The sequence below is a fragment of the Clostridium chromiireducens genome (genome assembly GCF_003575225.1).
In the GTDB taxonomy this organism is placed as follows: domain Bacteria; phylum Bacillota; class Clostridia; order Clostridiales; family Clostridiaceae; genus Clostridium; species Clostridium chromiireducens.
Map to the genome: position 1 here is coordinate 412,812 of NZ_QXDJ01000004.1, position 25,368 is coordinate 438,179.

23 protein-coding genes and 1 riboswitch are annotated in these 25,368 nt (G+C 31.7%); of the genes, 5 read left to right on the top strand and 18 right to left on the bottom strand.

The features are described 5' to 3' along the window. Positions 1-68: 68 nt before the first annotated feature. Positions 69-890: an MBL fold metallo-hydrolase gene (locus D2A34_RS17720; RefSeq protein ID WP_119367451.1), complete on the bottom strand. Its 822-nt coding sequence runs from the start codon at positions 888-890 to the stop codon at positions 69-71. A 456-nt stretch (positions 891-1,346) separates the two neighbouring features. Between D2A34_RS17720 and D2A34_RS17725 the strand changes: the two genes are divergently transcribed. Continuing rightward, the gene (locus D2A34_RS17725) at positions 1,347-2,135 is read left to right on the top strand and encodes a response regulator transcription factor (protein ID WP_119367452.1); all 789 of its coding nucleotides are present in this window, start codon (positions 1,347-1,349) and stop codon (positions 2,133-2,135) included. Positions 2,136-2,144: 9 nt separating this feature from the next. Continuing rightward, positions 2,145-3,896, top strand: a complete 1,752-nt coding sequence (locus D2A34_RS17730) for a sensor histidine kinase (RefSeq protein ID WP_119367453.1) — start codon at positions 2,145-2,147, stop codon at positions 3,894-3,896. 113 nt (positions 3,897-4,009) lie between these two features. Here the strand turns inward: D2A34_RS17730 and D2A34_RS17735 are convergent, their stop codons facing one another. The 9 genes from D2A34_RS17735 to D2A34_RS17775 all read right to left on the bottom strand — a co-directional run bounded on the left by D2A34_RS17735 (position 4,010) and on the right by D2A34_RS17775 (position 14,844). Continuing rightward, the gene (locus tag D2A34_RS17735; RefSeq protein ID WP_079441135.1) at positions 4,010-5,335 is read right to left on the bottom strand and encodes a TIGR00366 family protein; all 1,326 of its coding nucleotides are present in this window, start codon (positions 5,333-5,335) and stop codon (positions 4,010-4,012) included. 230 nt (positions 5,336-5,565) lie between these two features. Beyond that, positions 5,566-7,527, bottom strand: coding sequence for an acetoacetate--CoA ligase (locus D2A34_RS17740; RefSeq protein ID WP_119367454.1), 1,962 nt, complete (start codon positions 7,525-7,527; stop codon positions 5,566-5,568). Positions 7,528-7,959: 432 nt separating this feature from the next. Further along, positions 7,960-9,330, bottom strand: a complete 1,371-nt coding sequence (locus tag D2A34_RS17745) for an MATE family efflux transporter (protein WP_119367455.1) — start codon at positions 9,328-9,330, stop codon at positions 7,960-7,962. A gap of 220 nt (positions 9,331-9,550) precedes the next feature. Further along, the gene (locus D2A34_RS17750) at positions 9,551-10,579 is read right to left on the bottom strand and encodes a HAMP domain-containing sensor histidine kinase (RefSeq protein ID WP_119367574.1); all 1,029 of its coding nucleotides are present in this window, start codon (positions 10,577-10,579) and stop codon (positions 9,551-9,553) included. 23 nt (positions 10,580-10,602) lie between these two features. After that, positions 10,603-11,280: a response regulator transcription factor gene (locus D2A34_RS17755; RefSeq protein ID WP_079441127.1), complete on the bottom strand. Its 678-nt coding sequence runs from the start codon at positions 11,278-11,280 to the stop codon at positions 10,603-10,605. Between the two features lie 444 nt (positions 11,281-11,724). Further along, entirely contained in the window at positions 11,725-12,603 is an 879-nt protein-coding gene (locus tag D2A34_RS17760) for an IS3 family transposase (RefSeq protein WP_119365406.1), read from the bottom strand. A 20-nt stretch (positions 12,604-12,623) separates the two neighbouring features. Beyond that, positions 12,624-13,301: a helix-turn-helix domain-containing protein gene (locus D2A34_RS17765; protein ID WP_119365407.1), complete on the bottom strand. Its 678-nt coding sequence runs from the start codon at positions 13,299-13,301 to the stop codon at positions 12,624-12,626. 96 nt (positions 13,302-13,397) lie between these two features. Beyond that, positions 13,398-14,087, bottom strand: coding sequence for a hypothetical protein (locus D2A34_RS17770; RefSeq protein WP_119367456.1), 690 nt, complete (start codon positions 14,085-14,087; stop codon positions 13,398-13,400). A 253-nt stretch (positions 14,088-14,340) separates the two neighbouring features. After that, positions 14,341-14,844 carry an Rrf2 family transcriptional regulator gene (locus D2A34_RS17775; RefSeq protein ID WP_079441709.1) on the bottom strand — a complete coding sequence of 168 codons (504 nt, stop codon included), beginning with the start codon at positions 14,842-14,844 and terminating at the stop codon, positions 14,341-14,343. Positions 14,845-15,049: 205 nt separating this feature from the next. On the opposite strand from D2A34_RS17775, the gene D2A34_RS17780 reads away from it, so the two are divergent. The 3 genes from D2A34_RS17780 to D2A34_RS17790 are packed head-to-tail and all read left to right on the top strand — an operon-like array spanning position 15,050 to position 15,818. Beyond that, positions 15,050-15,421, top strand: coding sequence for a pyridoxamine 5'-phosphate oxidase family protein (locus tag D2A34_RS17780; RefSeq protein WP_119367457.1), 372 nt, complete (start codon positions 15,050-15,052; stop codon positions 15,419-15,421). Between the two features lie 24 nt (positions 15,422-15,445). Continuing rightward, positions 15,446-15,622 (top strand): 4Fe-4S binding protein, encoded by a 177-nt coding sequence (locus D2A34_RS17785; protein WP_079441711.1) that lies wholly within the window; start codon positions 15,446-15,448, stop codon positions 15,620-15,622. 19 nt (positions 15,623-15,641) lie between these two features. After that, positions 15,642-15,818 carry a MarR family transcriptional regulator gene (locus tag D2A34_RS17790; protein ID WP_119367458.1) on the top strand — a complete coding sequence of 59 codons (177 nt, stop codon included), beginning with the start codon at positions 15,642-15,644 and terminating at the stop codon, positions 15,816-15,818. Positions 15,819-15,948: 130 nt separating this feature from the next. Here the strand turns inward: D2A34_RS17790 and D2A34_RS17795 are convergent, their stop codons facing one another. The 8 genes from D2A34_RS17795 to D2A34_RS17830 form a co-directional block, all read right to left on the bottom strand. After that, the gene (locus D2A34_RS17795) at positions 15,949-18,558 is read right to left on the bottom strand and encodes a cation-translocating P-type ATPase (RefSeq protein WP_119367459.1); all 2,610 of its coding nucleotides are present in this window, start codon (positions 18,556-18,558) and stop codon (positions 15,949-15,951) included. Positions 18,559-18,604: 46 nt separating this feature from the next. Further along, positions 18,605-18,988, bottom strand: coding sequence for a DedA family protein (locus tag D2A34_RS17800; protein WP_119367460.1), 384 nt, complete (start codon positions 18,986-18,988; stop codon positions 18,605-18,607). Positions 18,989-19,301: 313 nt separating this feature from the next. Then, entirely contained in the window at positions 19,302-19,625 is a 324-nt protein-coding gene (locus D2A34_RS17805; protein ID WP_079441713.1) for an energy-coupling factor ABC transporter substrate-binding protein, read from the bottom strand. After that, positions 19,625-20,377: an energy-coupling factor ABC transporter permease gene (locus D2A34_RS17810; RefSeq protein ID WP_079441714.1), complete on the bottom strand. Its 753-nt coding sequence runs from the start codon at positions 20,375-20,377 to the stop codon at positions 19,625-19,627. The genes D2A34_RS17805 and D2A34_RS17810 overlap by 1 nt, the downstream gene beginning before the upstream one ends. A 43-nt stretch (positions 20,378-20,420) precedes the next feature. Continuing rightward, entirely contained in the window at positions 20,421-21,248 is an 828-nt protein-coding gene (locus tag D2A34_RS17815) for an energy-coupling factor ABC transporter ATP-binding protein (RefSeq protein ID WP_079441715.1), read from the bottom strand. 12 nt (positions 21,249-21,260) lie between these two features. Continuing rightward, positions 21,261-22,076 (bottom strand): cobalt ECF transporter T component CbiQ, encoded by an 816-nt coding sequence (cbiQ, locus tag D2A34_RS17820; RefSeq protein ID WP_079441716.1) that lies wholly within the window; start codon positions 22,074-22,076, stop codon positions 21,261-21,263. Positions 22,077-22,232: 156 nt separating this feature from the next. Further along, positions 22,233-22,398: riboswitch (cobalamin riboswitch) on the bottom strand. Between the two features lie 322 nt (positions 22,399-22,720). After that, complete coding sequence (locus D2A34_RS17825) at positions 22,721-23,320, bottom strand: hypothetical protein (protein ID WP_119367461.1); 600 nt, start codon at positions 23,318-23,320, stop codon at positions 22,721-22,723. A 327-nt stretch (positions 23,321-23,647) separates the two neighbouring features. Further along, positions 23,648-25,339, bottom strand: coding sequence for a peptidoglycan-binding domain-containing protein (locus tag D2A34_RS17830; protein WP_242966167.1), 1,692 nt, complete (start codon positions 25,337-25,339; stop codon positions 23,648-23,650). Positions 25,340-25,368: the final 29 nt, after the last annotated feature.

Here is a 25,368-nt window from a genome sequence, read left to right on the forward strand (position 1 = left end):
TTGTCCAGATTAGGTCAAAATTTTTTCAGACAATTAAACCGGAGCTGCAATCTTATAAGCTTGTAGTATTACAATTTATCTTCTCTAAAAACAATAGAAACATAATCCGGGCTAACAAACGGTTCTCCACCTTCAGAATACATAAATGCCTTATAAGGATATGCTTCATTGAAATATGGCGCACTTTTCGAAATATCAATATTAGTGACACAATTAATCAATTTAATTAATAGCTCTCTACTATAAGGTTCACTAGAATGAGAAGTAAGAATAGTATTGACTTCAAACTCATTTAGCTTTTTGAGACTATTAATATATTCACTTATTTTTTTGCTTTCTTCTAGAAACATCCATACATGCTGCAATACTGAATCTCCAGAAAGCAACAGTTTATTTTTTCTTTCAATTAATGAAATACACCCGGCAGTATGCCCATTGCAATAAATTACTTCAAGTTCATATCCTCCTAAGTCAAATACTTTCCCTTCGTCTACAGGAATAAAATTAATATTATATTCTCTATTTACATAGTCTTCTTCCTTAAAATCTTTTGGAAGTCCTATATTTTTTTTATAATTATCCGCAGTCCACTTTCTCTTACCTGACAAAAGAATCTGCTTTGCTAAATTTATATCATTTTCATGAATGTAGATTTCATCAAATTGATAATTCCCACCCATATGATCAAGGTGACCATGGCTGTTAACAACAATAATAGGTAGATCTGTTATAGATTTAACTACTTGCTTCAAATCACCAATACCATAACCTGTATCAAATAATAATGCCTTTTTACCTCCTACAATTAATGAACAACATATCTTATTGGGATCACTTATATGATATACTCCATTCATTACCTTCTTAATATTGTAATATTGATTATGCATACAAAACACTCCTATACTTAACATTTCTTATTTTAACCACTTCAGCTCAATGCCTTGCCCACTATTACTATTCTGCCTAAATTATATTCTTCTTGAGACAGCTTTAATGCCATTCTAGCATAATTGTAATTATTTACATAAGATATCTATTATTATAAATGGTATCTTTAAAACAGAACTTCCTCATATATTAATTAAAAAAGGTATCTTTTTCTTATAAAGAGCATCATTATCTTATTATTAGAGTCACTTTCTCATGATTTTATATCCCCCTGTTGTTTTATATATGCAATTTTACTTTCATATGGTAAAATCTTTATGAATACGTAATCATATATTATAAAGTATGCTAAATAATATGTAATTTCTTTGAAAACGCCTTGAATTTACAACGATTATTAGCAGAAAATTTAATTTTATGACTCTTTGAGGATACGTTAATAGGGGGAAGCTATAATGTACAAACTACTTGTAGTAGATGATGAAAATGAATCAAGAAATTTATTATGTAGATATTTTCCATGGGGGGATTTAGGCTTTGAAATTGTTGCACAATTAGAAAACGGAAAGCTTGCATTAGAATATATTTTAGATAATGAGGTAGATGTAATGCTTTGTGATATAAAAATGCCATTTTTAGATGGCATTGAACTTGCAAAAGAAATATTCAATCGTAAGCTTAAAATAAAAGTTATATTTTTAAGCGCTTACAAAGACTTTGAATATGCTCGTAAAGCTATAGCCTATGGAGTTAGTGAGTATATTGTAAAACCTTCAAAATATAATGAAATTTATGAAGTATTTTCTTCTTTAAAAAAAGCATTAGATAATGAATGCTTGCCTAATGAAAATAGCATTTTGGATATAGAAGAAAACGATTTTAAGGATTTATCAAGTTATGACTCTAAAATAATCTCATTTATTAAAGATTATGTAAGGGAACACTATAAAGATGCTAGACTTGAAGATATAGCTGAATCAGTTCATATGAATCCAAACTATTTGAGTCAATTTTTTAAACAGAAGACAGGAGAACGTTTTTCTAACTACTTAATAAAAGTAAAGATGAATCGTGCCGCTGAGCTCTTAAATGATATAAGATATAGAACCTATGAAATTAGTGAAATGGTTGGCTATAGTAATACAAAAAATTTTACTAGAACTTTTAAAAGCTATTATGGAAAAAGTCCCAAGGAATATAGAAATCAAAAGGATACTATTAATCCTCATCCTTTTGAAAGGTGATGAATTATTTTGAAAAATAACTTTTTTACAAAGAATTTAATTATATTTTTGATTCCTCTACTAATACCTACATTAGTATTGGGGTCTTTATCCATAATTATTACTCAAAGATATATTAAGGATCAGATAACTCAAAATAATATAAATCTCTTAAATCAAACAAAGACAAATATTGATTTAATTTTTAATGAAATAGATACTCTTAATATTCAATTCGATGGTACAGCTAATATGGCTTACACTCTAAAAAGGGTTTTAAAAAAAGATACACTATATTCATCAGATATAGCCAATGTTGACACAACTTGCTTTTTTCTGAATTCTTTTGCTAACTCAAAGCCTTATATTTATTCTATACATATTTATTATGAAAATGAAAATGGTAGATTTTGTACAACCAATAATGGTATAACAAATTTAAATAATTTCTTTGACACCTCTTGGTACGATAACTATCTGCATCATCCTTCAGAAGAAAAATTGTGGATAGAAACAAGGAACGTAAAGCAATATGATTTTGAAGAAAATGAAACGAAACTCATAACAGTTTATAAAAGGATGGCTCTTAATAATGGTGTAATAGTATTAAACATTAAAGCTGACTATATACAAAATTTACTAAACAAATCAGTTTCTGACCCTAAACAAAAGATATTCATATTAGATAAAAATAATAGCGAAATTGTTAGTAGCCAAGCTCCTGGAAATAAAATTGATTTTGATATTAAAGAACTTATAAATTTAAACACTAATACAATATACTCTCCATCAGAGAATAAATTTTTATGTAAATCAATTATTCATTCTGATAGATTTTCTTGGAACTATATATCTGTAATTCCTGAAGGTATACTATACTATGTTTCTATAAGTTTACTTAAATATACAATTGTATTATTGTTATTTTCATTTATTTTAGGGCTAATTTCAACCTTCTATCTCACTAAGAAAAACTACAAACAGATTTCAAATATTATAACTATAATTGATTCGGCTAAGAATAATCAACCTCTACCTGTGATAGATAGCAATGTAAAAAATGAATTTAGTTATATTATAGAAAATTTAGTTACCACCTTTATTGAACAACACTATTTAAAAGTACAGTTATCTGAAAGAAAATATAAACTAGAAAATATGGAGCTTATTGCGCTGCAGTCTCAAATCAACCCTCATTTTTTGTATAACACCTTACATACAATCTATTGGGAAGTGATAAAGGCAACTGGTAGTAATAGTAAGCCAATTAAGATGATAGAAAATTTATCTAATATATTGGATTATTCTTTAACGACACCTTGTAATAGAGTTTCTATTGGAGAGGAAATTAGGTATACTAAAACCTATCTTGATATTCAAATGATAAGATATGGAGATAAGTTTGATGTACTATGGGCATATACAGAGAATGTAGAACCTATCAACACAATTAAGTTATTAATCCAGCCCTTAGTTGAAAATTGTATATATCATGGCATTAAAAATAAAGACGGAAAAGGCAAAATTAAAATTAAACTATCACAAAAAGATGGCTTCCTAATCCTAACAATTATTGATAATGGTATTGGAATTGATAAAGAAAATCTTGATGCTATAAAGAATAAGCTGGATTTTGACGGCGAGCACTCAAATCATATTGGTTTGTTTAATACAAGTAAACGCCTTAAGTTGACCTATGGAGATAATTATGGTATCCATATAAATAGTAAACTAGGACTTGGGACTGTAATTTATATTAGAATACCTATATCCTATAGCTAAAAATCAATTAATTTTTTTCTCTTAAAATATTTAAATATTTTCATTCTCATTGGATTTTCAGAGAAAATAAAAAAAGATATTACTTCACATATTGAGTAATATCTTTTTAATTATTAAAACAAAGCTAATCCTACTCCAAATATTAAAGCTCCCACTATTAAGGTAGTTACACAATATCCCATAATATCACGAACTTTAAGACCGGCTATAGCTAAAGCCGGTAGTGCCCAAAATGGTTGTGCCATATTCATCCAAGCTTCACCGTACGCGATTGCCATAGCTGCTTTCCCTGGCATTACACCAAGAGCTTGTGCAGCTGGCATTATGAATGGACCCTGAACAACCCAGTGCCCTCCACCAGATGGAACAAAAAAGTTAATTAGTCCTGAGCTTAAAAATGCGAGGATTGGAAAGGTATGAACATTAGATATGCTAACAAATCCTCCGGTGATCAAGCCTCCTAAGCCTGACAAATCCATCATTCCTTGTATTCCAGCATAGAATGGGAATTGTACCATTATACCTGCTGTTCCTTTTGCTCCATTAACTACAGCCTGCATATAAGATAAAGGACTGCCATGAAGAATTATACCAATAAAGAACATAATCATATTTACAGCATTAACATCCATAGTGCCACCATTCATAAAGTAATAAATAATATAAGCAATACCTAGAAGTCCAATTATCCATGCAATAATTTTGCTGTTTTCAACACGTACAGCAAATGTCTTTTGAGTATTAATATCATTACTAGTTTCATTAATTGCATCTGCAGCTAATAACGCTGGATCAATTTCTATAACGTCCTCATCTTTTGGCATCATCATCCTGGTCATTAATGGTAATACAATTATCAAAGCAATAGTTACAAATATATTAAACGGAGCAAAAATAGTTTCATTTATTGGAATTAATCCTATAGCTTTTTCCATAGGATTCCCCTTAGTTGCTGCTAGAAGAGGAACTGAACCTGATATACCTCCGTGCCAAGTCATAAAACCAATATAAGAACTTGCAATCAATAACCGGTAATCTGTACGTGGCACTTTTTTAGCTACTTCCTTCGCAAGTAAGGCACCAACAATTAAACCAAATCCCCAGTTAATAATATTAGCAACTGCTGCTGCAAAGGTAACAAGCATAATAGCTTGAGCTGGTGTTTTAGGTAAGCTTGCAATTTTTTGTAAAATGCGTTTAACATATGGCGAACTAGCAAGAGCGCTGCCAGTAACTAAAATTAATGCCATCTGCATCGCAAAGGCTAGAAGATTCCAAAAACTCTTCCCCCAGAATCCAATCATCTCAATTGGTGTATGATTCGTAAATATAATACCTGAAACAAACATAATTAGTGTCAAAATCATTGCGAAAACAAGTGGGTCAGGAAGAAATCGTTGCACAATAGCTGTAAAAAACTTGGATAAACTTTTTATCATTTTCTGGTCCTCCCTTAAGATTAGTAATAAACATGAAGCTTATATGATTAGTAAACTATATTATAATGATTAATATTTATAAAACGTTTACTTTTTCCTCCTTTAATTAATTTCAAAATTTCAATTAATAGTTTCATAATATGCTCTTCTAAAGTTTATTAAATTCTAATCCCTTAATACAAAGATGACAGATATACCCTCCTGTCATCTTTATACTCAGTTTGTTTCATCTATTCACTTAACAGCGGCAATACTTGTTCAAAATAATCAAGTGATTCAGGGTTTTCTAAAGCATCTCTATTTGTAACATTGCGCCCATTTATTATATTAGTTACAGCACTTTCTACTTTCTTTCCATTAAATGTTCTAGGAATATCCTGAACCTGCATTATTATAGATGGAACATGCCGTGGCGATGCGTTCTCTTTTAAAATCTTCTTAATATCCTTTTTCAAATTTTCATCTAATTCAATTCCATCCTGTGTTTGTACAAAGAGAATAATTCTTTCATCCCCATTATAGTTCTGACCTATTGCCAAGCTTTCCTTAATCTGTGGTAATTTTTCTACTTGATTATAAATTTCAGCTGTTCCAATTCTTACACCTGACGGCTTTAATGTGGAATCTGATCTGCCATAATAAGATATTCCTCCTGTATCTGAATGTATTTTAACATAATCTCCATGGTGCCAAACACCTGGATAAGTTCTAAAATACGCATCCATATAACGGTTATTATCAGGATCATTCCAAAATCTTATTGGCATTGATGGAGCAGGCATTTCGCATACGAGTTCCCCTAGCTCGTCTCTAACCGGCTCTCCCTTTTCATTGAAAGAATTTATCTTCATACCAAGCCCTGGCCCTTGAAGCTCACCTAAATAGACAGGACTTATGGGATTACCTGTAGAAAAACAGCCGTTTATATCTGTTCCTCCAGCAATTGAGTTAAAATGCAGCTGCTCTTTTATCTCTCTATAGATATATTCAAACCCTTCTTCTGAAAGTGCTGACCCTGTCTGAGAAATTGCTCTAAGATTTGAAAGGGATACAACATTTTTAGGATAAAACTGTTCTTTCATAAGAGAATGAACGTAACTTGCACTGAGTCCAAAAATAGTAACCTTCTCCTCTTCTAGTATCCTCCATATAGAAGATACATCTGGGTATGATGGATTGCCATCATAAAGTACTATACAAGAACCTGTTCCTAATGCTGCTGCCTGCCAATTCCACATCATCCAGCTGCAAGTTGTAATATAAAGCATTCTATCTGACGGCTTAACATCATTTTGCAAAACTAATTCTTTTAATTGATTAATTAGCAGTCCTGCCGCAGACTGTACCATACATTTAGGTTTTCCTGTTGTTCCCGATGAAAACATCACAACAAGAGGATGCTCTGAAGGAAGCTGTTCAAACTCAAAATTCTTTGGTATCTCATTTGAAAGATAGTTTATCCAACTGACACTGTTGGGAATTTCGGCTGTATTTAAACTTTCACCTGCATAATGGGAAATGATTACTTTTTTAATAGAGTTAATTCCTTTTACGATTTGACTTGCATTATCAAGAACATTAAAACGTTTTCCTTTATAGAAATATCCATCTGCTGTAAATAATACAGTCGGCTTAACTTGACTAAGCCTATCTAATGCTGCATTTGGTCCAATGTCTGTAGCACATGAGCACCAAATGGCACCTATTGCTGCAGAAGCAAGCATAGCTATTACAGTGTTTGGCATATTAGGCATATATGCAGCAATGGTATCCCCTGCTTTTATCCCATCATCTCTCAATGCCTTAGCAAGCCTCACAACCTGTTCATATAACATCCTATGGCTGATTTCTTCCCTGATTTGGTTCTCGCCCCTGAATATAATTGCAGGAGAAGAACTTGAGGAAAATTTAAGCATATTTTCTGCATAATTCAATTTTGCACCCACAAACCATTGAGCCCCTGGAAACTTTGATATATCGTCTACTGGCACGTCATATGGCTGGGAACTCTTTATATCAAGATAATTCCACAATTCACCCCAAAAACTATCTGGATAATCAATAGACCACTTATAAATAGATGAATAATCACTAAGTTTTAGGTTAAATTTCTCATTTATATAATTCATAAAAGAATAAATATTGGTTGTTTTAATGTATTCTTCAGATGGTTTCCATAATAACTTTTTCATTTAATAAACCACTTCCTTTAAATTCTTATTTCAAATTAACTCCGTTACTTCACCTACTCCTCCTGTTTATCATAATTCTTGGTCTAGTAATATAATTAAATAAGTTCCTAAATGTTAAATGTTTTACGTTTTCATATTTATACTTTCAAACTTAATATAGCACATTGGATATTTTAATTAAAATTTCATATAGAGCGATGTAGCTTTATATTCTTCCATATAAATCCATAATTGAAGATAATAAGATTCACACTTCTTATTGTATTATTTTACCAAATATTATATATGTGTTTACATGAATTACATTATGTATAGATAACTAAATACTCTCTAAAATCATAAAAAGGACTATATCAGAGATTAAGTTTAAAAACTCCCTGATACAGTCCTTTACTCTACAATTTCTGTTACTAAGTTACTCATTTAACTTGTTTATTCATTAATAGATACTTCTTGTGAACTTTTCTGTCTAATCATAAGCCATAGGGCAATTCCTATCAGACATGATAATCCCTCTGTAGCTGTCATAGCCCAAATAACACCATTAACAGCAAATAGTAAGTTTCCTACAATCAAAATAGGGATAAATAAAACACCTCTCACAGCAGCCATAACATTTGATTTCACACCATCACCTTCAGCTTGGAAGATTCCAGTAAAAAATTCGCATAAGGCAGCAAAAACAGTTGAGGAAAGTTGAGCTAAGAGAGTTATTTCACCAATGGCAATAACCTTAGGATCTATACTGAAGAGGCCAATAATTTGTAACCTGAATGCACATATAACTGCTCCTATAGCCAATGTTAAACCTAGAATATACAATATGGTTTTTTTAACAATTTCCATGAGACGCTTTTGATTATTTGCAGAGTATGCAAATGCAATTAGTGGTACAACTCCCATTGCAAAGCCCATACCAATGCAATCTACAATTTGAACAACTCTTTGTGCAACTCCAAATCCCGCTACAACATTATCTCCATAAATCATGGAATAATTATTGAAAAGTAGACCTATAATGACCATAAATCCACTCATTAATAAAGCTGAAACTCCGACCTTAAAAATTTCACCATAAATTTCTTTACTTGGTTTAAAGTACTTGATTGATAAACTCTGAGCACTACTCTTCTTTTGCAAATAATATATAAAATATAAAACGGAAAATATATTACCACAAACAGAGGCTAGTGCTGATCCCATAACATTCATATTAAGCACGAAAATGAATAGAGGATTAAGTATTATATTAATTATAATACCACCTATAGTACCAGTCATAGAAACAGTTGATGCACCCTCCGCACGTACAGCTGATTCAAGCGCCATATTAACAATAATAATTGGAGCCCCAATAACAAGTATCATAACAAAATTTCTTGTATATTGCAGAGTTTCACCACTTGCTCCTAAAAGCGGCAAAATAGAAGATAAAAAAGGCAGACATATCATCATAAAAATAATACCCATAATCATTGATGACCAAAAGTTAATTGAACTAACTTTTTTGGTATTATCTGTATTTCCCTCACCTAAAAGTCTCGATATATATGTTCCTGAGCCTACTCCAAACATTTGCCCAAGTGCCATTAATACTGATGAAAATGGTAATGCCAGTATCACTGCCGCCATCATTGCAGTATTATTAAGCTTACCTATAAAAAAAGCATCGATGATATTATAGACAACTGAAGTTATACTACTTAATATCATAGGAATAGCCATGTGTATTATTGCTTTTGTAACAGGTGCCTTTTCAAGATAGTAGAGCGATTTTTGATCCATATTTTCCATGTTTTCCATATAAAAAACCCCTTCCATGTTTTATAAGTAATAAAATTAGCACTTAACAATAAGGCGTAATCTTCTTTCAATATTATTAATTCTAATTTCTTTTTCCTTTCTACAAACATAGTATATAGCTGCTATTTAAACTGAATTTAAATGGAATTTAAACGCAATGTAAACAAAAGAAAAACCACAATCTGTTAAATTCAGACTGTGGTTATAAACATATTAGCTTCTATTTTGGCAGAAAAACAGTAAATTTTGTACCTTTTCCAATTTCACTTGTAAGAGATATTTTTCCTCCATGTAAGTCAACAATCTTTTTTACTATTGAAAGTCCAAGTCCGTTTCCACCCAAAGAACGATCACGAGCTTTATCTGCTTTATAAAACCTCTCGAAAATTCGCGGTTGATCTTCTGGTGAAATACCTATACCCGTATCGGAAATTTCACATTGAATTCCATCTTCATTACTAGATAATTTAACGCCTATATTTCCGTTTTCTGGTGTAAACTTAATAGCGTTATTAATCAAATTTATAAATACCTGACTTAATAAGGCCTCATCTCCAGATATTATAGTTTCATCAAGAGAAACATCAAGGGTTATATTTTTTGCAGACCACTGTGGTTCTAGCATTAGTAAAATACTTTCAATTTGCTTATTTATTTGATATTTCTTTAAGTTTAAATTATTATCTTCTGCTTCCAAATTAGATAATCTTAATAAATTTTCGCTTAATTTAGATAATCGTTTGCTTTCAACTTCTATTATATTGGCGTAATGTGATATTTGGCTCTCACTTAAATTTCCTTTTTTTAAAAGCGCAGCAAAACCTGAAATAGAAGTTAATGGCGACTGTATTTCATGTGATACATCTGATATAAAATCTTGACGCAGTTTTTCCAATGAACCCAGCTCTTTAGCCATCTTATTGAAATTATCTGCTACTTCATTAAAAGGGTCAAGCTCGTTTGTTTTAACAAGGACATTAAAGTCACCAGAAGCTATCTTGTTCATAGCTTCAATAGCTCCACTTAATATTTGAAAACGTGAGAGATCAAATTTCCTATTCTTATTAGTAAATCGCCAGTGCAAATAGAAATATATTTTCACGCTTACAAAATATATCACAACTGAAAGTAAACTTTGGACAATAAAGATTAGATATAAAGGAATGCTTTCTAATTGCCCTAAAATAAATATGAAAATATAATATCCGCTAGTAAGACCAAGTAATGTTGTAAAAAAAATTAGTATCATTGAAATCAAAGGTTCGTTTCCTCTCACTTCACTTCCTCCAATCTGTAACCAAGTCCACGAATTGTAGTAATTTTAAATTTGTAAACCTCAAATGGAAATCTTTCCCTAAGACGATTTATATGAACGTCAAGAGTTCGCTCATTTCCTTCAAAATCAAGCCCCCAAACCTCTTCAATTAACCTATCACGAGAAAGGGTTTTACCAGAATAACTTCCAAGCATGAATAAAAGTTCAAACTCCTTCATGGGTATATCGCATTGTTCATTGTTGTTAATGACAGAATAACTACTTTTATCTATAGCTAAATTACCAATATTAATGACCTGTGACGTAGCTACTTTATAGCGTCTCAGAAGTGCTTTTATTCGAACAAGCAGCTCATCAATCTCAAATGGTTTTGTTAAATAATCGTCCGCTCCAAGTTCAAACCCCTTTACTTTTTGGGAAAGTTCGCTTTTGGCAGTCAGCATCAAAATTGGCATATCTTCATAATATCTGCGTACTTGCTTACAAAATTCGTAACCGTCCATTTGCGGCATCATAAGATCAAGAACACAAAGATCTATTTTTTCCTCTCCAAGCTTTTTTAAGGCATCCCTTCCATTTACAGCTTCAGATACAGAAAATCCTTCGTTTTTCAGTACTGTGCAAATAAGCTCTCTAATATAACTGTCATCATCTATAACTAAAACTTTATTCAAATCTATCACCCTCCTTCTTTGAGCATACATTATCAATGTAAACACAATATAAATTGAAACAGAGGAAGTACATGAATTTCAAAACTCCCAAATCGTTGTTTCATCCTTCATTATTTAGTTTTCGCATTTATCATTTTTATATAAACTAATCCCCCAAAGCTATATATTTAGACTATTATTTATTAATTATTTTTTATTATAACATACGAAAATAAACCTATAACAAAATTTTAAGCACTTGCTTGAATACTATAATCTCACGCCTTTTTAAAGTTACAAAAATAAACAAAGATAATTATTTTTATTCTCCAGTATGATTCTACCTAGCTATTATATAGATCTAATTAAATTAAAAAGAACTGCTAACTGAACTGCTTCCCGTCAAGTAGACAATTAAAAAAATAAAAAAATTTTCTGCCAGTGGGTCTAACCTGCTGGCAGTTTTTATGCTGCATGTAAATATATTTCATGCTTTTCCATCGGTGTTAATACACCAAGATTTCTCTGCAAGCGTATATTGTTGTAATAATCGATATATTCTTCAATCATCTTTACTAAAGACATCTTATCTGTAAATTGTTTTCCGTAGTATCGCTCTCTCTTGATAATTCCCCAAAAACCTTCCATCGGTCCGTTATCAATACATTTTCCAACTCTTGACATACTTTGTGTCATTCCTGCATCTGTAAGCTTTTGATGAAATACACGGTTGGTATATTGAAAACCCCTGTCACTATGAAAAAGGGGATGAGCCTTCGGTTCTTTCGCAATAGCATCATCTATAGTATCAAATACCAATGAGTTATTGTTAGTATCTCGAATAACATAAGATACGATTCGGCGATCATAAAGATCCAAAATAGCACTTAAGTAAACTTTACGCTTCTCACCATGAACATAATACTTGAATTCTGTTACATCAGTAAGCCATTTTTCATTCGGAGCGGAAGCACTGAATTCTCGATTTAAAAGGTTCTCCGCAATATATTGAGGATTCTTAGCCTGTCTAGTACAACCGTTATTCTTATATTTTATGGTAGATTGAATATCTAGTTTACGACAAATACGCAATACACGCTTATCATTCACTTTGATATCATGATAGCGTTCTAGGTCATCTCGAATTCGTCGATACCCTTTGTCTGGACTCTTCTCGTGAATCTTTTCAATCTTGTCAGCAATGAGCCTATTTTCACTTTCATTCAAGGTAACATCTCTTTTTAGCCACTTATAGTAACCAGCTCTTGAAACCCGACCAAGTTTGCATAAGGCTTGCACAGGATAATTATATTTTGCATTTTCTTCTTTGATTGCCTGATAAATATATTCATGGCGAACTCGGCTTAGCCCCGCCTCCTTTCTATCTCCTCGAGTTTTTTTAAGAAGGAAACCTCCATTTCAGCTCGTTCCTTTTCAGCACGTAAAATCTTGTTCTCTGCTCGCAATTTTTCCAATTCATTCATCTCAGCTTCGGGTTTACACTTCCCGCGCCTGTCTTGAAGGCCATCTATTCCAACCTTTTCATATTTCACAGTATAGCCTCTAGCCTGTTGATATGAAATCTGGTATTTTTCTGATGTTTCTTTATAATTATGTTCATGTGCAATGCAGTATTGTACAATTTCAACTCGTTCTTCAAATGTGGTTTTTCTTCCTTTGATCATGATCGTTTTCCCTCCTGCTCCATAAGCTTTCAGCTTCTCATGACCATTATACTTCAAAACCCATTTAGATATAGTATCATTTGATGGAATTTTGTATTTTACGGCTAATTCTTGCAATGAACCTTCTCCACAAATATAAGCATTAACAACCTTATGTTTAAAGGCTGAGCTATAGCATGCATTATGTCCAGTTCGGATAAATGCGCTTTCTCCGAAAGTCCGATATTTAGCAATCCACTTTCTAAAAGGTGCGCTGGTCACCCCATATTTCTTTGCAATAGAATCATAGCTACCTTTTCCATCTAAATGTTCTTTTACTGCCTGAAGTTTTTCTTTAGGTAAGATATTTCTAGACATAAAATTACTCCCTTCTAAGTAAAACAGTTTTATTATTTCAACTGTCTACCTAGAAGGGAGCATATCAAACCAACAGTTCTTAACTTAAAACTTATTTTATTTCTTATATAAATCTGGAATCAAATCTAATGATTTTTTAATTCGAACTAAATTTGCTTGAGTCGATTTATCACCTATTTTTTCAACATTTATATATACATATTTAACAGCTTGAACTGTATCCTTTCCTAATTCCTTCATATGTTCACCACTATTTGAGTTTTCAAGCAATGCTCCATAATACATAGCTTTTCTCATTGTATTATTATCGCTCCAATAATTATTATAATTATTATTTATAAACATTATCGCTTCTTTAACTTCTGAATCTGAAACTCTTTGAGCATCTTTCTTCGATATTGATATAATTTCGTCAACTGCTTCAATTGTATTTGGTGTTGCTTTTAATTTTAATTTATCATCCACTATGGATTCATAATTTTTTATTTCTGCTTTCTTTACATCCTTACCATCATTTTCTGTTTTCTTATTAAGTTCTTCCTGTATATTCTCATATAATTCTTGCTGTTCACTAGTATAATTTCTTTTACTTTGCATAGCTTTAATATTATTACCTATATTACTTGCTAAATTTATTATCACGAATAATCCAAAAAATATTAATATTACAATCTTTATAGCTACATCCCACTTGCTGTATTTCCACATAAGTAATAATCCTATTGGGAAAAATAAAATTAGAAATAAAATAATTATCAAGTTTTTTTCATACCACTTTTGAGTCATTAGTAAAGCCCCCATTTATCTTTCATACCGTAATTATACTAAATTGGTATTCTTATGTAAATGTTTCTATTAACATACAATATGAAATATCTATTTAATAATGCTTAAAAATGCCTCTACAAAGATAAGTGTTGTATATTTTCTTTTGCTTAAATTTACTTATTATCCTTTATAAATGATATAATTCTCCGTAACAACCCTGACTTAAGACTTTATTGAATGCCATCTAAATTTCTCGATTTCATCTAATTTATTACTTTCTGCTATTATTAAACCATTCAATTGTTGATTCTTTCACCTCTTTTGGAAGTTTTTTATTATAAACATCATCATATAACCACGCCAATGTTTTTTTACTTAGGTATTTTTTCATTTCATTTTCTGCTTCTAACATTACTACTTTAATTAAGCAAGGGCACTTTGTATGTGTATCTGGTAAATTCTCTTTATCTAATAATATGTTATTTTGCCTAATTTCTGCGCATTGGAAAAATGATTCACTTCCTTCTATTGCTTCTACAACATCCCAAAATGTTATATCTTCAGCACTACGAGCTAGCGCGTATCCGCCTTTTACCCCTGGTATAGATTTTATGATTCCTGACTTACTTAATTTTGCATACACCTTTGATAAATAAGTCTCTGAGATACCTTGAAATGTAGCTAAATCCCTTATTCCTACAGATTTACCTTCTTCTAAATTTACCATATATAATAAACAATGAAGTGCATATTCTACTCCAACTGAAAATTTCATTCGTCTTCTACTCCTTTTAGTCTCTCTTAGTCTTTTCTTAATAATATCTGATTATCTATTTCCATTCAAGATATTAATTTTATATGAAATACATACAATTCTTCAAAAAATATTCTATTGACAGTTTACTAAAAACATAATATTATAATCATAGATACTATGTATCCACGATTAATTTTGTCGATAATATGAGGAGGATTATAAAATGTTTACAGAAAAGTTTTTAGAGGTACTAAATCATGAAGGTGTTGTTTCTATTGTAACTTGTGCTAATAATGAGGCTCATGTTGTAAATACATGGAATAGTTATTTAGTTATTGTTGAGGACAATAAAATTCTAATCCCTGCTGCTGCTATGATTAAAACAGAAGAAAATATCAATGTTAATCCTAATGTTAAATTAACACTTGGTAGTAAAGAAGTTATGGGGCATGCCTATATGGGAACTGGATTTTCACTTGAAGGAACTGCTAAATTTTTAAGGGAAGGAAAACACTTCGAACATATGAAAGAAAAATACTCATTCCTAACACGAGTATTAGAAATTACAGTTAACTCTTGTAAGCAAACATTATAATTTTTAGAATTCAAGGAGAAAATCATGGCTAGAAAAATTAATAAGTCAGACTGCGTAGGTTGTGGGACTTGCCAAAGGGTATGTATTATTGGTTGCATAACACAAGAAGATGACAGAAAAAGAGTTATTAATGAATCAGCTTGCGTTGATTGCGGCGCCTGTCAACTTGCTTGCCCTAAGAAATGCATTTTCCCAAATTAACTGAAAGGATAGAGTTAAAATGGAATTAACAGAAAAGGTAATAGAACTGCTTACTAAGTCAGAACCTATGAGACCTGGTGAAATCGCCGAAGCACTCGGTGTTGATAAAAAAGATTTAGAAAAGGTAATAAAGCAGTTAAAGAATGATTCAAAAATAATATCCCCAAAAAGATGCTTTTATTCTGTAGAAAAATAGTAAGATCACAATTCATTCAATAATAAAAAGAACGGCGGGATATTGTCCGTTCTTTTCTACTTTCATTTAATATTTGACTTTGAATAGCAATATCCTAGAAATCATAGTATCGTAATTATTTACATTTTTCCTATTTTTGAACCTTAACAAATAATAATTTATAAATTTGAACCAATATAAGTGGAATAACTGATAATCCATAAATATAACTAATTTGATCTGAACTTAATGGAGCAACTTCAAAAACACCCCTTAATGGTTTAAAAGTTAGAACTAGTAGTAACAGTAAAAAACCAATTATTACTGCAAACCATATAGATCTATTTGTAAATAAGCCTATTCTAAAGACTGATTCTTTAGACCTGCAATTAAATCCATGGAGTAGCCTTGATAAACAAAGAGTTGCAAAAGCCATTGTACTTGCAACATAAGCACCACCTGTATATAAGCCTATATGAAATGCTGCCATGGTAACTACTGCAATAAGGAGCCCTTCCATTATAACTTCAATTGCAAAAGATTTATTAAGAATAGGAACATTTATGCTCCTTGGCTTCTCTTTCATTATATTTTCATTATGAGGCTCAAGCCCGATTGCTATTGCTGGCAAGCTATCTGTAACCAAATTTATAAACAAAAGATGAACTGCTGCAAAAGGAATTGGCAGTGCACCTATTGATGCATATACCACTGATAATATTCCTGCTGTATTACCTGATAGAAGGAATTTAATTGAATTCTTAATATTGGCATATATACTCCTGCCATTTGATATGGCTTTAACTATAGTTGAGAAATTATCATCGGCAAGTACCATAGAAGCAGCATCTTTAGCAACTTCTGTACCTGTTATTCCCATTGCAATTCCTATATCTGCTTGTTTTAAAGCTGGTGCATCATTTACACCATCTCCAGTCATTGCAACGATATTTCCTTTTTCCTGCCAAGCTCTTACTATTCTGATTTTATGCTCTGGGGATACTCTAGCATAAACTGAAACTTTCTCTACTCTATTTTTTAATTCTTCATCACTGATTTTTTCCAATTCAAAGCCTTCCATAGCTTCTGATTCATCTTTAAGAATTCCTATTTGCTTAGCTATAGCAGATGCAGTAATTTTATGATCACCAGTTATCATTACTGGCTTTATACCTGCTTCAATACATAGTTTTACAGCCTCTGCCGATTCATTTCTCGGTGGATCCATCATTGCTATAAGACCAACAAATATTAAATTATGCTCATCTTCAAGGGTAATCTCTTTTCCCTCCGAAATCTCCTTGTAAGCAAATGATAAAACTCTAAGCCCACCCATTGAAAATTCTCTATTTACTTTTTCAATTTCTTTTTTATGCTCTTCCGTGAAATCCTTTATTCCTTCTGAAGTTTCAATCTTGGTTGCTCTTGCTAAAAGTACATCCAATGCACCCTTAGTTACCATTGTATATTTATTTTTAAATTTGTGAGCAGTACTCATTAGTTTCCTATCAGAGTCAAAAGGTACTTCTCCTAGTCTTGGATATTGTTCTCTTATAATTAATTCATCTAATTCATATATTTCACCCATATTAACTAAAGCAACTTCAGTTGGATCTCCAATTTCTTTGTTTTCAACAGTGACAGCATCATTACATAATAATGCCATTAAAACTAACCCTTTCTCTAAAACCTTATGCTGATCCAAACTATCATGCTCAAGTACCTTATTATCAACAAAAACTTTCTGTACTGTCATTTTATTTTGTGTTAAGGTTCCTGTTTTATCTGAACATATAACTGAAATACTTCCAAGACTCTCGACAGCATGGAGTTTTCTTACAATAGCATTTTTCTTAGCCATCTTTTGAGTTCCAAAAGCAAGAACAATGGTTACAATTGAACTTAAAGCTTCTGGAATAGCTGCCACTGCTAAAGATACTGCAAACATAAAGGAATCTACAATATTACGTCCCCTAAATATATCTAAACCAAAAATAATAGCTGAAATAATTAATATAACAACAGCAAGTTTTTTCCCAAAGTTATCCAAACTAACCTGAAGCGGTGTTTTCTTTTCCTTTGCACTCTCCAACAAGTTTGCTATTTTACCAATTTCAGTATTCATTCCTATATCTGTAACTAAAATAACTCCTCTTCCATAAGTTACAAAGCTTCCTGAAAACACCATATTTTTTCTGTCACCAATAGCTACGTCATCTTTATCTATTACCTCAACAAACTTCAATACACTTTCTGATTCACCAGTTAAAGAACTTTCATTTACTTGAAGACTAAAACTTTCAAGAATTCTACCATCTGCACTAACATAATCTCCAGCATCAAGGTATAAAATATCTCCTGCCAAAAGTTCTCTAGAAGGAATCTCAAGCTTTTGACCATTTCTTAAAACCTTGGCTGTAGGTGATGAAAGAGCCTTAAGACTTTTTAATGACTGTTCTGCTTTAAGATGTTGTACTGTACCAAGTATTGCATTAATAATAACAACAACCAATATAACAATAGTACTTTCAAGCTTTCCAAGAAAAGCTGAAATAATTGCTGCACCTAATAATATAATTACTAAAAAATCTTTAAACTGCTCCAAAAAAACCTGCAACGGACTTTTCCTAGCTGCTTCTTCTAGTTCATTAAAACCATGCTGCTCTCGTCTTTTTTTGATTTCTTCTTCATTTAAGCCCTTACTAGTAACACCTAGTACCTCCAGTGACTCTTCCGGTGACTTTTTATAAAATTCCTTCATAAACCGTGCCTCCTTAAAAAATGACTACAAAGATCTCACATTTTGCTTATATAAGATTTTTACTCTTATTGTTTTGCTTTCTACTTACTAATTTCCTATATATTAACAAAAGTATAATAATAAAAATTATAATGGCAGCAAAAATACTATATTGTTTCATTATTAAATGAATGTAGCTCCAATTATGGCCTATAAAATATCCCAATGAAACAAGTATTGCATTCCAAATTATTATCCCCATAACTGAAAATAAAATAAATGTTTTTTTATTGTATTTTGCAGCTAGTATTCCAATAGCAGGTAATATAACCTCACTTGGCATCGCAGGAAAACAAGCATATTCCATAGCAGTAATTATCACCACTGCTATATATCCTATTTCACTAATTATGTACATAATCTGATTTGTTAAAGAATTTATAATTTCCATAATATTCACCCCTACATTTTAGTAATTTTTTCTTTGGTTTAAAATTAATTACAACAAAAAGACTCTATAGTTAGAACACGTTCTAACTATAGAGTCTCACCAAACATTTTTTGTTTTCAAAGCCGGGATTTCTCCGTAATGACGACTTTGAATCCTGTATAATTAACAGGCAGTTACTCCCTCTACCAATGTAGTTTTAATTATCCTTTTTAATATTATTATCTACTATATTAATATCAAATTCAAAGCTTGTCAACAATCTCTACTATATTTCATATTACAAAACTGACTTCTTTAATTGATCTATTTACTATTATTGGATTTTATTCTTTTCTTTCTCTATTTTACTTCTTTCTACAAACCTTCCCATAAAGAATGCAATAACACCGACTCCAATCCCCGTCTGTACACAGAAAAGTAAGCTCTCTACTTCGCCTGGCAATTCTCCACCGATCCAAGTTTCCATAACTGGTTTAAACCAAGGCTTATACTCAGTACCTGTAATTTCAGAGACAACTTTGCTTCCTGCATCATCAGATCCACCAAATTCAGCACCTTTTAATGTGAATAATGGTATAACAGCAATCAGTACAGCGATAATTAATAGGCTTATAACTATTTTTTTAGTCTTTGACATCAATATTCGCCTCCATTCGCTAATCCAAGATCTTTCAATTCTGATTTCGCATATGTTTCAAGGCCAATGATAATAACAACTGTCAAAATTCCCTCGATAATTGCTAGTGGAACCTGCGTTGGTGCAAATACTGCAAGAAATTTACCTACAGATACCATAATACCACCGTTTCCAGACGGATATGCAAGTGCAAGCTGAAAACTTGTTATACAATAAGTAAATAAATCACCAATTGATGCTGCCAAGAAAATACATATATATTTATTGATTTTTAACATCTTACATAATTTATATATTCCATATGAAACAAACGGGCCTGCAATAGCCATAGAAAATGTGTTGGCACCAAGAGTTGTTAGCCCACCATGAGCAAGCAATATTGCTTGGAAAATAAGTACAATAATTCCCAAAATACTAACTGCGCTTGGTCCGAACAATATTGCACCAAGTCCAGTACCAGTCATATGTGAACAGCTTCCTGTTACTGATGGGATCTTTAACGATGAAAGTACAAAAACAAATGCTCCCGCCATAGCCAAAATGGTAATTGATCTACGTTGCTTAGACAATGTTTTCTTAATTGATAAATAACCTGCAACTATGAATGGAATGCATATAACTCCCCATATAATGCAAAATTGTGGTGGAAGATACCCTTCCATTATGTGCATCGCATTGGCCGCTGGAGCTACTCCAAACACTAAAGCAAATACTGCCGCTAGAGCGACAACTCTCTTTTCTTTTTTATTCATTTTTCTCCCCCTCTAAACGCTTTTATATATATGTATATAATTCCTATTTCACAAGCATTCCCTTAAATTCCTGTATACTCTTAGGATAAGCCTTTGTATCTTTCAAAATCTGCTTTTCTACTAGAGATTCATATACCTCCAGCAATGTTGGCCGTTTCAAATTTGCCTTTTTTAGAATTTCTTTGTTTTTAAAAATTTCCAAAGGCGATCCATCTGCAATGATTTTTCCTTCACAGAACACAAGCACTCTTTCAGCCCATCTATATGTAAAATCTACATCATGTGTAGAAATCAACATTGTTTTCCCCTCAGCTCCAAGCTTTAATAGAACATCTTCCAACATCATTGCATTTAAAGGGTCAAGCGCTGCTGTTGGTTCATCAAAAATAATAATTTCTGATTTCATAGCAATAATATCCGCAATACTAACACGTTTCTTTTCACCACCACTCAAATAATGCGGTGGGCGGTCCTTTAAATGAGAAATATTCATATATTCCAGTGCTTCATCAACGCGTCTCAATATTTCTTCTTTAGGAAGCTTTAAATTCATAGGCCCAAATCCAACTTCTGCCCTAACTGTAGATGCAATAATTTGATTGTCAGCATCCTGAAATACTATTCCAATGTTTTTTCTAAGTTCCTTCAAATTCTTTCTATTAATAATCATATCTCGATAAAAAATTTTTCCTTGTTCTGGTGTAAGTACACCATCTACATTTAAAAAAAATGTAGATTTCCCAGAACCATTGGAACCAATGACCGCAATTTTCTCACCTTCATAAATGTCTACGCTTACTCCGTCTAATGCAGACTTTCCATTCCCGTAGGCATAATGAAGATCTTCAATTTTTAATATTAATTTCCTCATAATCGTTCCTTTCTATTTTGTAAGGCTCCAAAGCAAAATCAAAAAAATTATGAATACTGATGCGATAACAATATGTTTCACTTCTATATTTTTATCTTCCTCCAAAAATACAAGTTCTCCATCATAGCATCTAGCTTCCATTGCATCATAATAAGCATTTGCTTTCTTAAGCGAAACAATAAGCATATTACTTGCGATACTTCCAAATGTATAACAAGATGTTTTAAAATCGCAGTAACCTTGACGTGATTTTGCAGAATTTTTCATTTTAGTAGATACATCCATTAAGATAAATATATATCGATAAATAAGACTCATTAATTCTACAATAATCTTTGGTACATATGCTTTTCTTAACACATAAATAATCTCAGAAGATGGGGTTGATAATGTCATCATTTGCAGAGCACTAGTAGCTGCAAAAATTTTCAAAATTAAAAATGTCATTTTCTTAATCTGAACAGTTGAAGTAAAAACATAACAAAACCCAATATATAAGTTATACTCTCCTACTGCCTGTTTTGAGAAATCAATAGCGATAGTAAAAGTACTGAGCAAAATAAAAGTAATAGGAATTGAGAGTATTGACAAATATTCATTTAATGGAATCTCTCCTTTGACAACTGTTATATATGCCATTGCAATTATAACACCAACGGATACATACGGATTGTCCAATGCAATACAAAGAATCAATGTCAAAACTGATAGGTATACTTTAAATGAAGCATTCCAATGTCTAATTTTTGAAGCATAAGCATAAAAATCAATTGAATATCCTTCCCCATGTTTATGTCTTATTTTATGCTTATTAACAACCTTCTCCATATCACATCTCCCTTGAATTTTTATATACTCTTTCTACAAAATAAAAAAGCCTTTCTAACTAAGGTGTTAAAAAGACATAATAATAAAGCATACTCACTCGTATAAAATCGGTAAATAAATATTTATCAATAATGCCCCCCCTATCACTCGTAGAGTTAATGGTGCAAAATATAGGCAGGTCTTCTGACTTAAGAATCATAATTTAAGTACGTCTTCCCTAATTAAAAGTGACATAATGTACTTAAGCTCCTCTAATACAGCTACGGGATAGTTTAGGAATTTCACCTAATTCCCTTTTAATTAATTAAAATTACTTCATAAATTTAAATTAATATAACTTTAATCAAACCTATATTTTATTATGCAATTTTTCTAAAATACATTTATATCCATAACCATACCATTATTGATAAAAAAAATCAATCAATATTTATACAATGTACATCCCCTATTGTAAATATTCCAGCAAATCTACTTGTACTCATATATCTATATCCACCTTTTTTATTTATATTTCTTTATAGTAAAATCACTTGATAATTCTACATTTGACATGCCTAATACTTTCCCTTTGACTTTTACAACTTATTGAATTCTTAATATAACACAGCTAATTAAAACTTAATGATTTTAGTATTAAGTCTTTACTTATAGGATAAAGAAATATATGTATTATTATCTATTTGGCTTAATTTATATATCCACTCATTTGTATTCTTATTTATATTTACAGATGGGTTTGATTTTATTATGATTCCTGGCACCTTCACCTCATTATTTAATCTTATGTTACAAATATAACTATATAAATTTTCATCGTTATTAATATTATTCATAATTAAGTTATCTATAGCTGTTCTATTAAACTTCAATTCAATTGTGTATATTTTTTCTCTCATTTGTGAATCTTTTGAATGTGTCATCGTTGCTAATCCGCTGGAGTTTATCTTCTCTTCTAATTCATTAATGTTATTGAATTTATATACTATTTCTTCTACATTCATATCACCAATAACATATCTATTAAATTCATAACCGCTTTCTTCAGCCCAATCAAGATCGAATATATATTTGTTTAATTTTGAAGCTATAAACTCATCATATACTATTTGTAATTTTACTGAACCAGACTCATTCTCATCTATTACAGTCGAACTTTTTAATCTTACGTCTCCACATCCAAATAATATAACTAATATAATTAAAATAGTTATGCTTTTAATTATTTTTTTTACTTTACTCATAAGTATTCCTCCAAGATGTATAGTGTAATGCACTCAACCTTCAGCCAAATGTGCGGCCCAAAAATCTAGTCCTCTGCAAAATTTACCGCAAGATAGCTAGCGGCTCCCCCTGCTATATGGCATGCAACTTATGCATATATGTGTTTTGTCTATATATACTATCCCTCATCCTTACTATAATTATGTTGTAAAATAATTCAAGCATAAGCAGATAAAAGCATAAAAAATCACTCACCACAAAATTGTGGTGAGTGATTTTATCATAATTTCCTCGTGCAATAAAAATATCAGTTCAGTTAAAACTGTTCTACTATTTTTAAAATCTAACTAATAATAAAATCTTGGAATATCCCTTTCATCTTCAAATCCAGGTATGACTGGAGGTATAAATTCATATCCTTTAAATCCCCTGCTTGATTCAGTTGTGTTAAGCTCTGCTATCCTTGTTACTCCAACATAAACATCTGATATTTTATACCATGTCGCATAATCTACTACTCCTGTTTGAGGCAATGTGAATATTTGTTGGAATGTTTTTACTGACTGTGCAGTCTTTGGTCCATATCTTCCATCTTCAACAAGCTTCGGAATCAATGGATAGTTTCTTGCTATTCTATTTAATTGACCTTGTATTGTCCTTACTGGAGGTCCAGAAGCTCCAATTGTTAAATCATAGCCTGGATATGACCTTGGACTTCCAGTAACTTTTTCAGCTGTAACTAATTCAATATCATTGCCATAATAATTTCTTAATATCTCATATGGCACCTTTCCTTGTGTTCCCAATGCTTGACTTCCCCATTGACTTAACCAATCAGGACAACTAACCCTCTTTCCATCACAGTATTGTGTTAAAAGTGGCTGCTTCCTTCCAATTCTTCTTACATATGTGGAGAAAATCTCATCTACGATTTCACTTATGTTATCATAAATATTTCTACCATAATTAAATGCATGGTCGTAGGCTGTAGAACTTGTAATATCAAAATTTTTGCCTTTACCTCTATACCATTCAGTAAAAATTCTATTTAAGGTAAAAGATATGATGCAAAAGATATTTGCTCTTATGGCTGACCCTGTCCAAGTGGAATATATTTCACAGGAAGCAACATTTTTAATGTATTCCTTAAATGGCACTTTATAATTTGGCGCTGATGCATCATTGGGGACTCCTTGATGAACTATAATAAATTCTGGAACCACAGGCTGTGGCAATACAACGCCTGAAGTTGGTGGAGGCAATGGTTTTTCAGGATCTTCTGGAATCTTAGGAGGATAATCTCCATTTAAAGTATTTGGCTGTACATTTATAATTTCCTGCCTCATTGGGCCTCTTCCTAAATTAGTCTCTAAATTACATATTTGATATGCAATTTGAGTAGGAAATACTTGGCATCCTCTTATTACTATTGCTTCAAATCCATCCCTTTCAACTGTTATATCATATTCGCTATAAGGTGTTTGATTGCTATTTGGATTTAAAGAATATTCTAATGGTGGAGCCGGTAATTCTATTACATCAGTCAATCCTACTGAATTAGTAATAAGTTCTACGGTTCCTATATTTCCTGATTCAGCTGTTCCTCTAACAGTTATTCTAGCTCTGTCGATTGGAATGTAATCATCCCCTCTAAAGCATTGAACCTTAAGTGCACCTGCTCTTGTTGTTATGGCTCCTGGGCTTGTTGTAATATTTATATTTATGCCTGTACCTGCTTGAGTTCCCCCTGTTCCTTGAGTCCCATTTACAGCTGTACCTGTTGTAGTTCCTCCAGTTCCTGTTGTGGTACTCACACCTGTACCTGTTGTAATTCCTCCTGTTCCTGCAGTTGTATTATTCATACCTGTACCTGTCGTAGTTCCTCCTGTTCCTTGTGTACCATTTATCCCTGTACCTTGTGTAGTAGCTCCAGTATTTGTTGTGGTACTCATTCCTGTACCTACTGTAGTGCCGCCAGTTCCTGCTATGTTATTACCACTCGTATTTGGTGTTGTACTTCCACTACTTATATTCTCCATAACTTCCCTCATTATATTTTTTTTCAGAA

What these genes read in the sequence shown, in the direction of transcription:
- D2A34_RS17800 (WP_119367460.1), bottom strand. Translation starts at nt 18,988, where the DNA reads ATGGAAATTATAAATTCTTTAACAAATCAGATTATGTACATAATTAGT.
- D2A34_RS17805 (WP_079441713.1), bottom strand. Translation starts at nt 19,625, where the DNA reads ATGTCAAAGACTAAAAAAATAGTTATAAGCCTATTAATTATCGCTGTA.
- D2A34_RS17795 (WP_119367459.1), bottom strand. Translation starts at nt 18,558, where the DNA reads ATGAAGGAATTTTATAAAAAGTCACCGGAAGAGTCACTGGAGGTACTA.
- D2A34_RS17770 (WP_119367456.1), bottom strand. Translation starts at nt 14,087, where the DNA reads ATGACTCAAAAGTGGTATGAAAAAAACTTGATAATTATTTTATTTCTA.
- D2A34_RS17765 (WP_119365407.1), bottom strand. Translation starts at nt 13,301, where the DNA reads ATGTCTAGAAATATCTTACCTAAAGAAAAACTTCAGGCAGTAAAAGAA.
- D2A34_RS17825 (WP_119367461.1), bottom strand. Translation starts at nt 23,320, where the DNA reads ATGAGTAAAGTAAAAAAAATAATTAAAAGCATAACTATTTTAATTATA.
- D2A34_RS17780 (WP_119367457.1), top strand. Translation starts at nt 15,050, where the DNA reads ATGTTTACAGAAAAGTTTTTAGAGGTACTAAATCATGAAGGTGTTGTT.
- D2A34_RS17725 (WP_119367452.1), top strand. Translation starts at nt 1,347, where the DNA reads ATGTACAAACTACTTGTAGTAGATGATGAAAATGAATCAAGAAATTTA.
- cbiQ (WP_079441716.1), bottom strand. Translation starts at nt 22,076, where the DNA reads ATGGAGAAGGTTGTTAATAAGCATAAAATAAGACATAAACATGGGGAA.
- D2A34_RS17810 (WP_079441714.1), bottom strand. Translation starts at nt 20,377, where the DNA reads ATGAATAAAAAAGAAAAGAGAGTTGTCGCTCTAGCGGCAGTATTTGCT.
- D2A34_RS17745 (WP_119367455.1), bottom strand. Translation starts at nt 9,330, where the DNA reads ATGGAAAACATGGAAAATATGGATCAAAAATCGCTCTACTATCTTGAA.
- D2A34_RS17790 (WP_119367458.1), top strand. Translation starts at nt 15,642, where the DNA reads ATGGAATTAACAGAAAAGGTAATAGAACTGCTTACTAAGTCAGAACCT.
- D2A34_RS17775 (WP_079441709.1), bottom strand. Translation starts at nt 14,844, where the DNA reads ATGAAATTTTCAGTTGGAGTAGAATATGCACTTCATTGTTTATTATAT.
- D2A34_RS17830 (WP_242966167.1), bottom strand. Translation starts at nt 25,339, where the DNA reads ATGGAGAATATAAGTAGTGGAAGTACAACACCAAATACGAGTGGTAAT.
- D2A34_RS17720 (WP_119367451.1), bottom strand. Translation starts at nt 890, where the DNA reads ATGCATAATCAATATTACAATATTAAGAAGGTAATGAATGGAGTATAT.
- D2A34_RS17785 (WP_079441711.1), top strand. Translation starts at nt 15,446, where the DNA reads ATGGCTAGAAAAATTAATAAGTCAGACTGCGTAGGTTGTGGGACTTGC.
- D2A34_RS17740 (WP_119367454.1), bottom strand. Translation starts at nt 7,527, where the DNA reads ATGAAAAAGTTATTATGGAAACCATCTGAAGAATACATTAAAACAACC.
- D2A34_RS17735 (WP_079441135.1), bottom strand. Translation starts at nt 5,335, where the DNA reads ATGATAAAAAGTTTATCCAAGTTTTTTACAGCTATTGTGCAACGATTT.
- D2A34_RS17815 (WP_079441715.1), bottom strand. Translation starts at nt 21,248, where the DNA reads ATGAGGAAATTAATATTAAAAATTGAAGATCTTCATTATGCCTACGGG.
- D2A34_RS17750 (WP_119367574.1), bottom strand. Translation starts at nt 10,579, where the DNA reads ATGATACTAATTTTTTTTACAACATTACTTGGTCTTACTAGCGGATAT.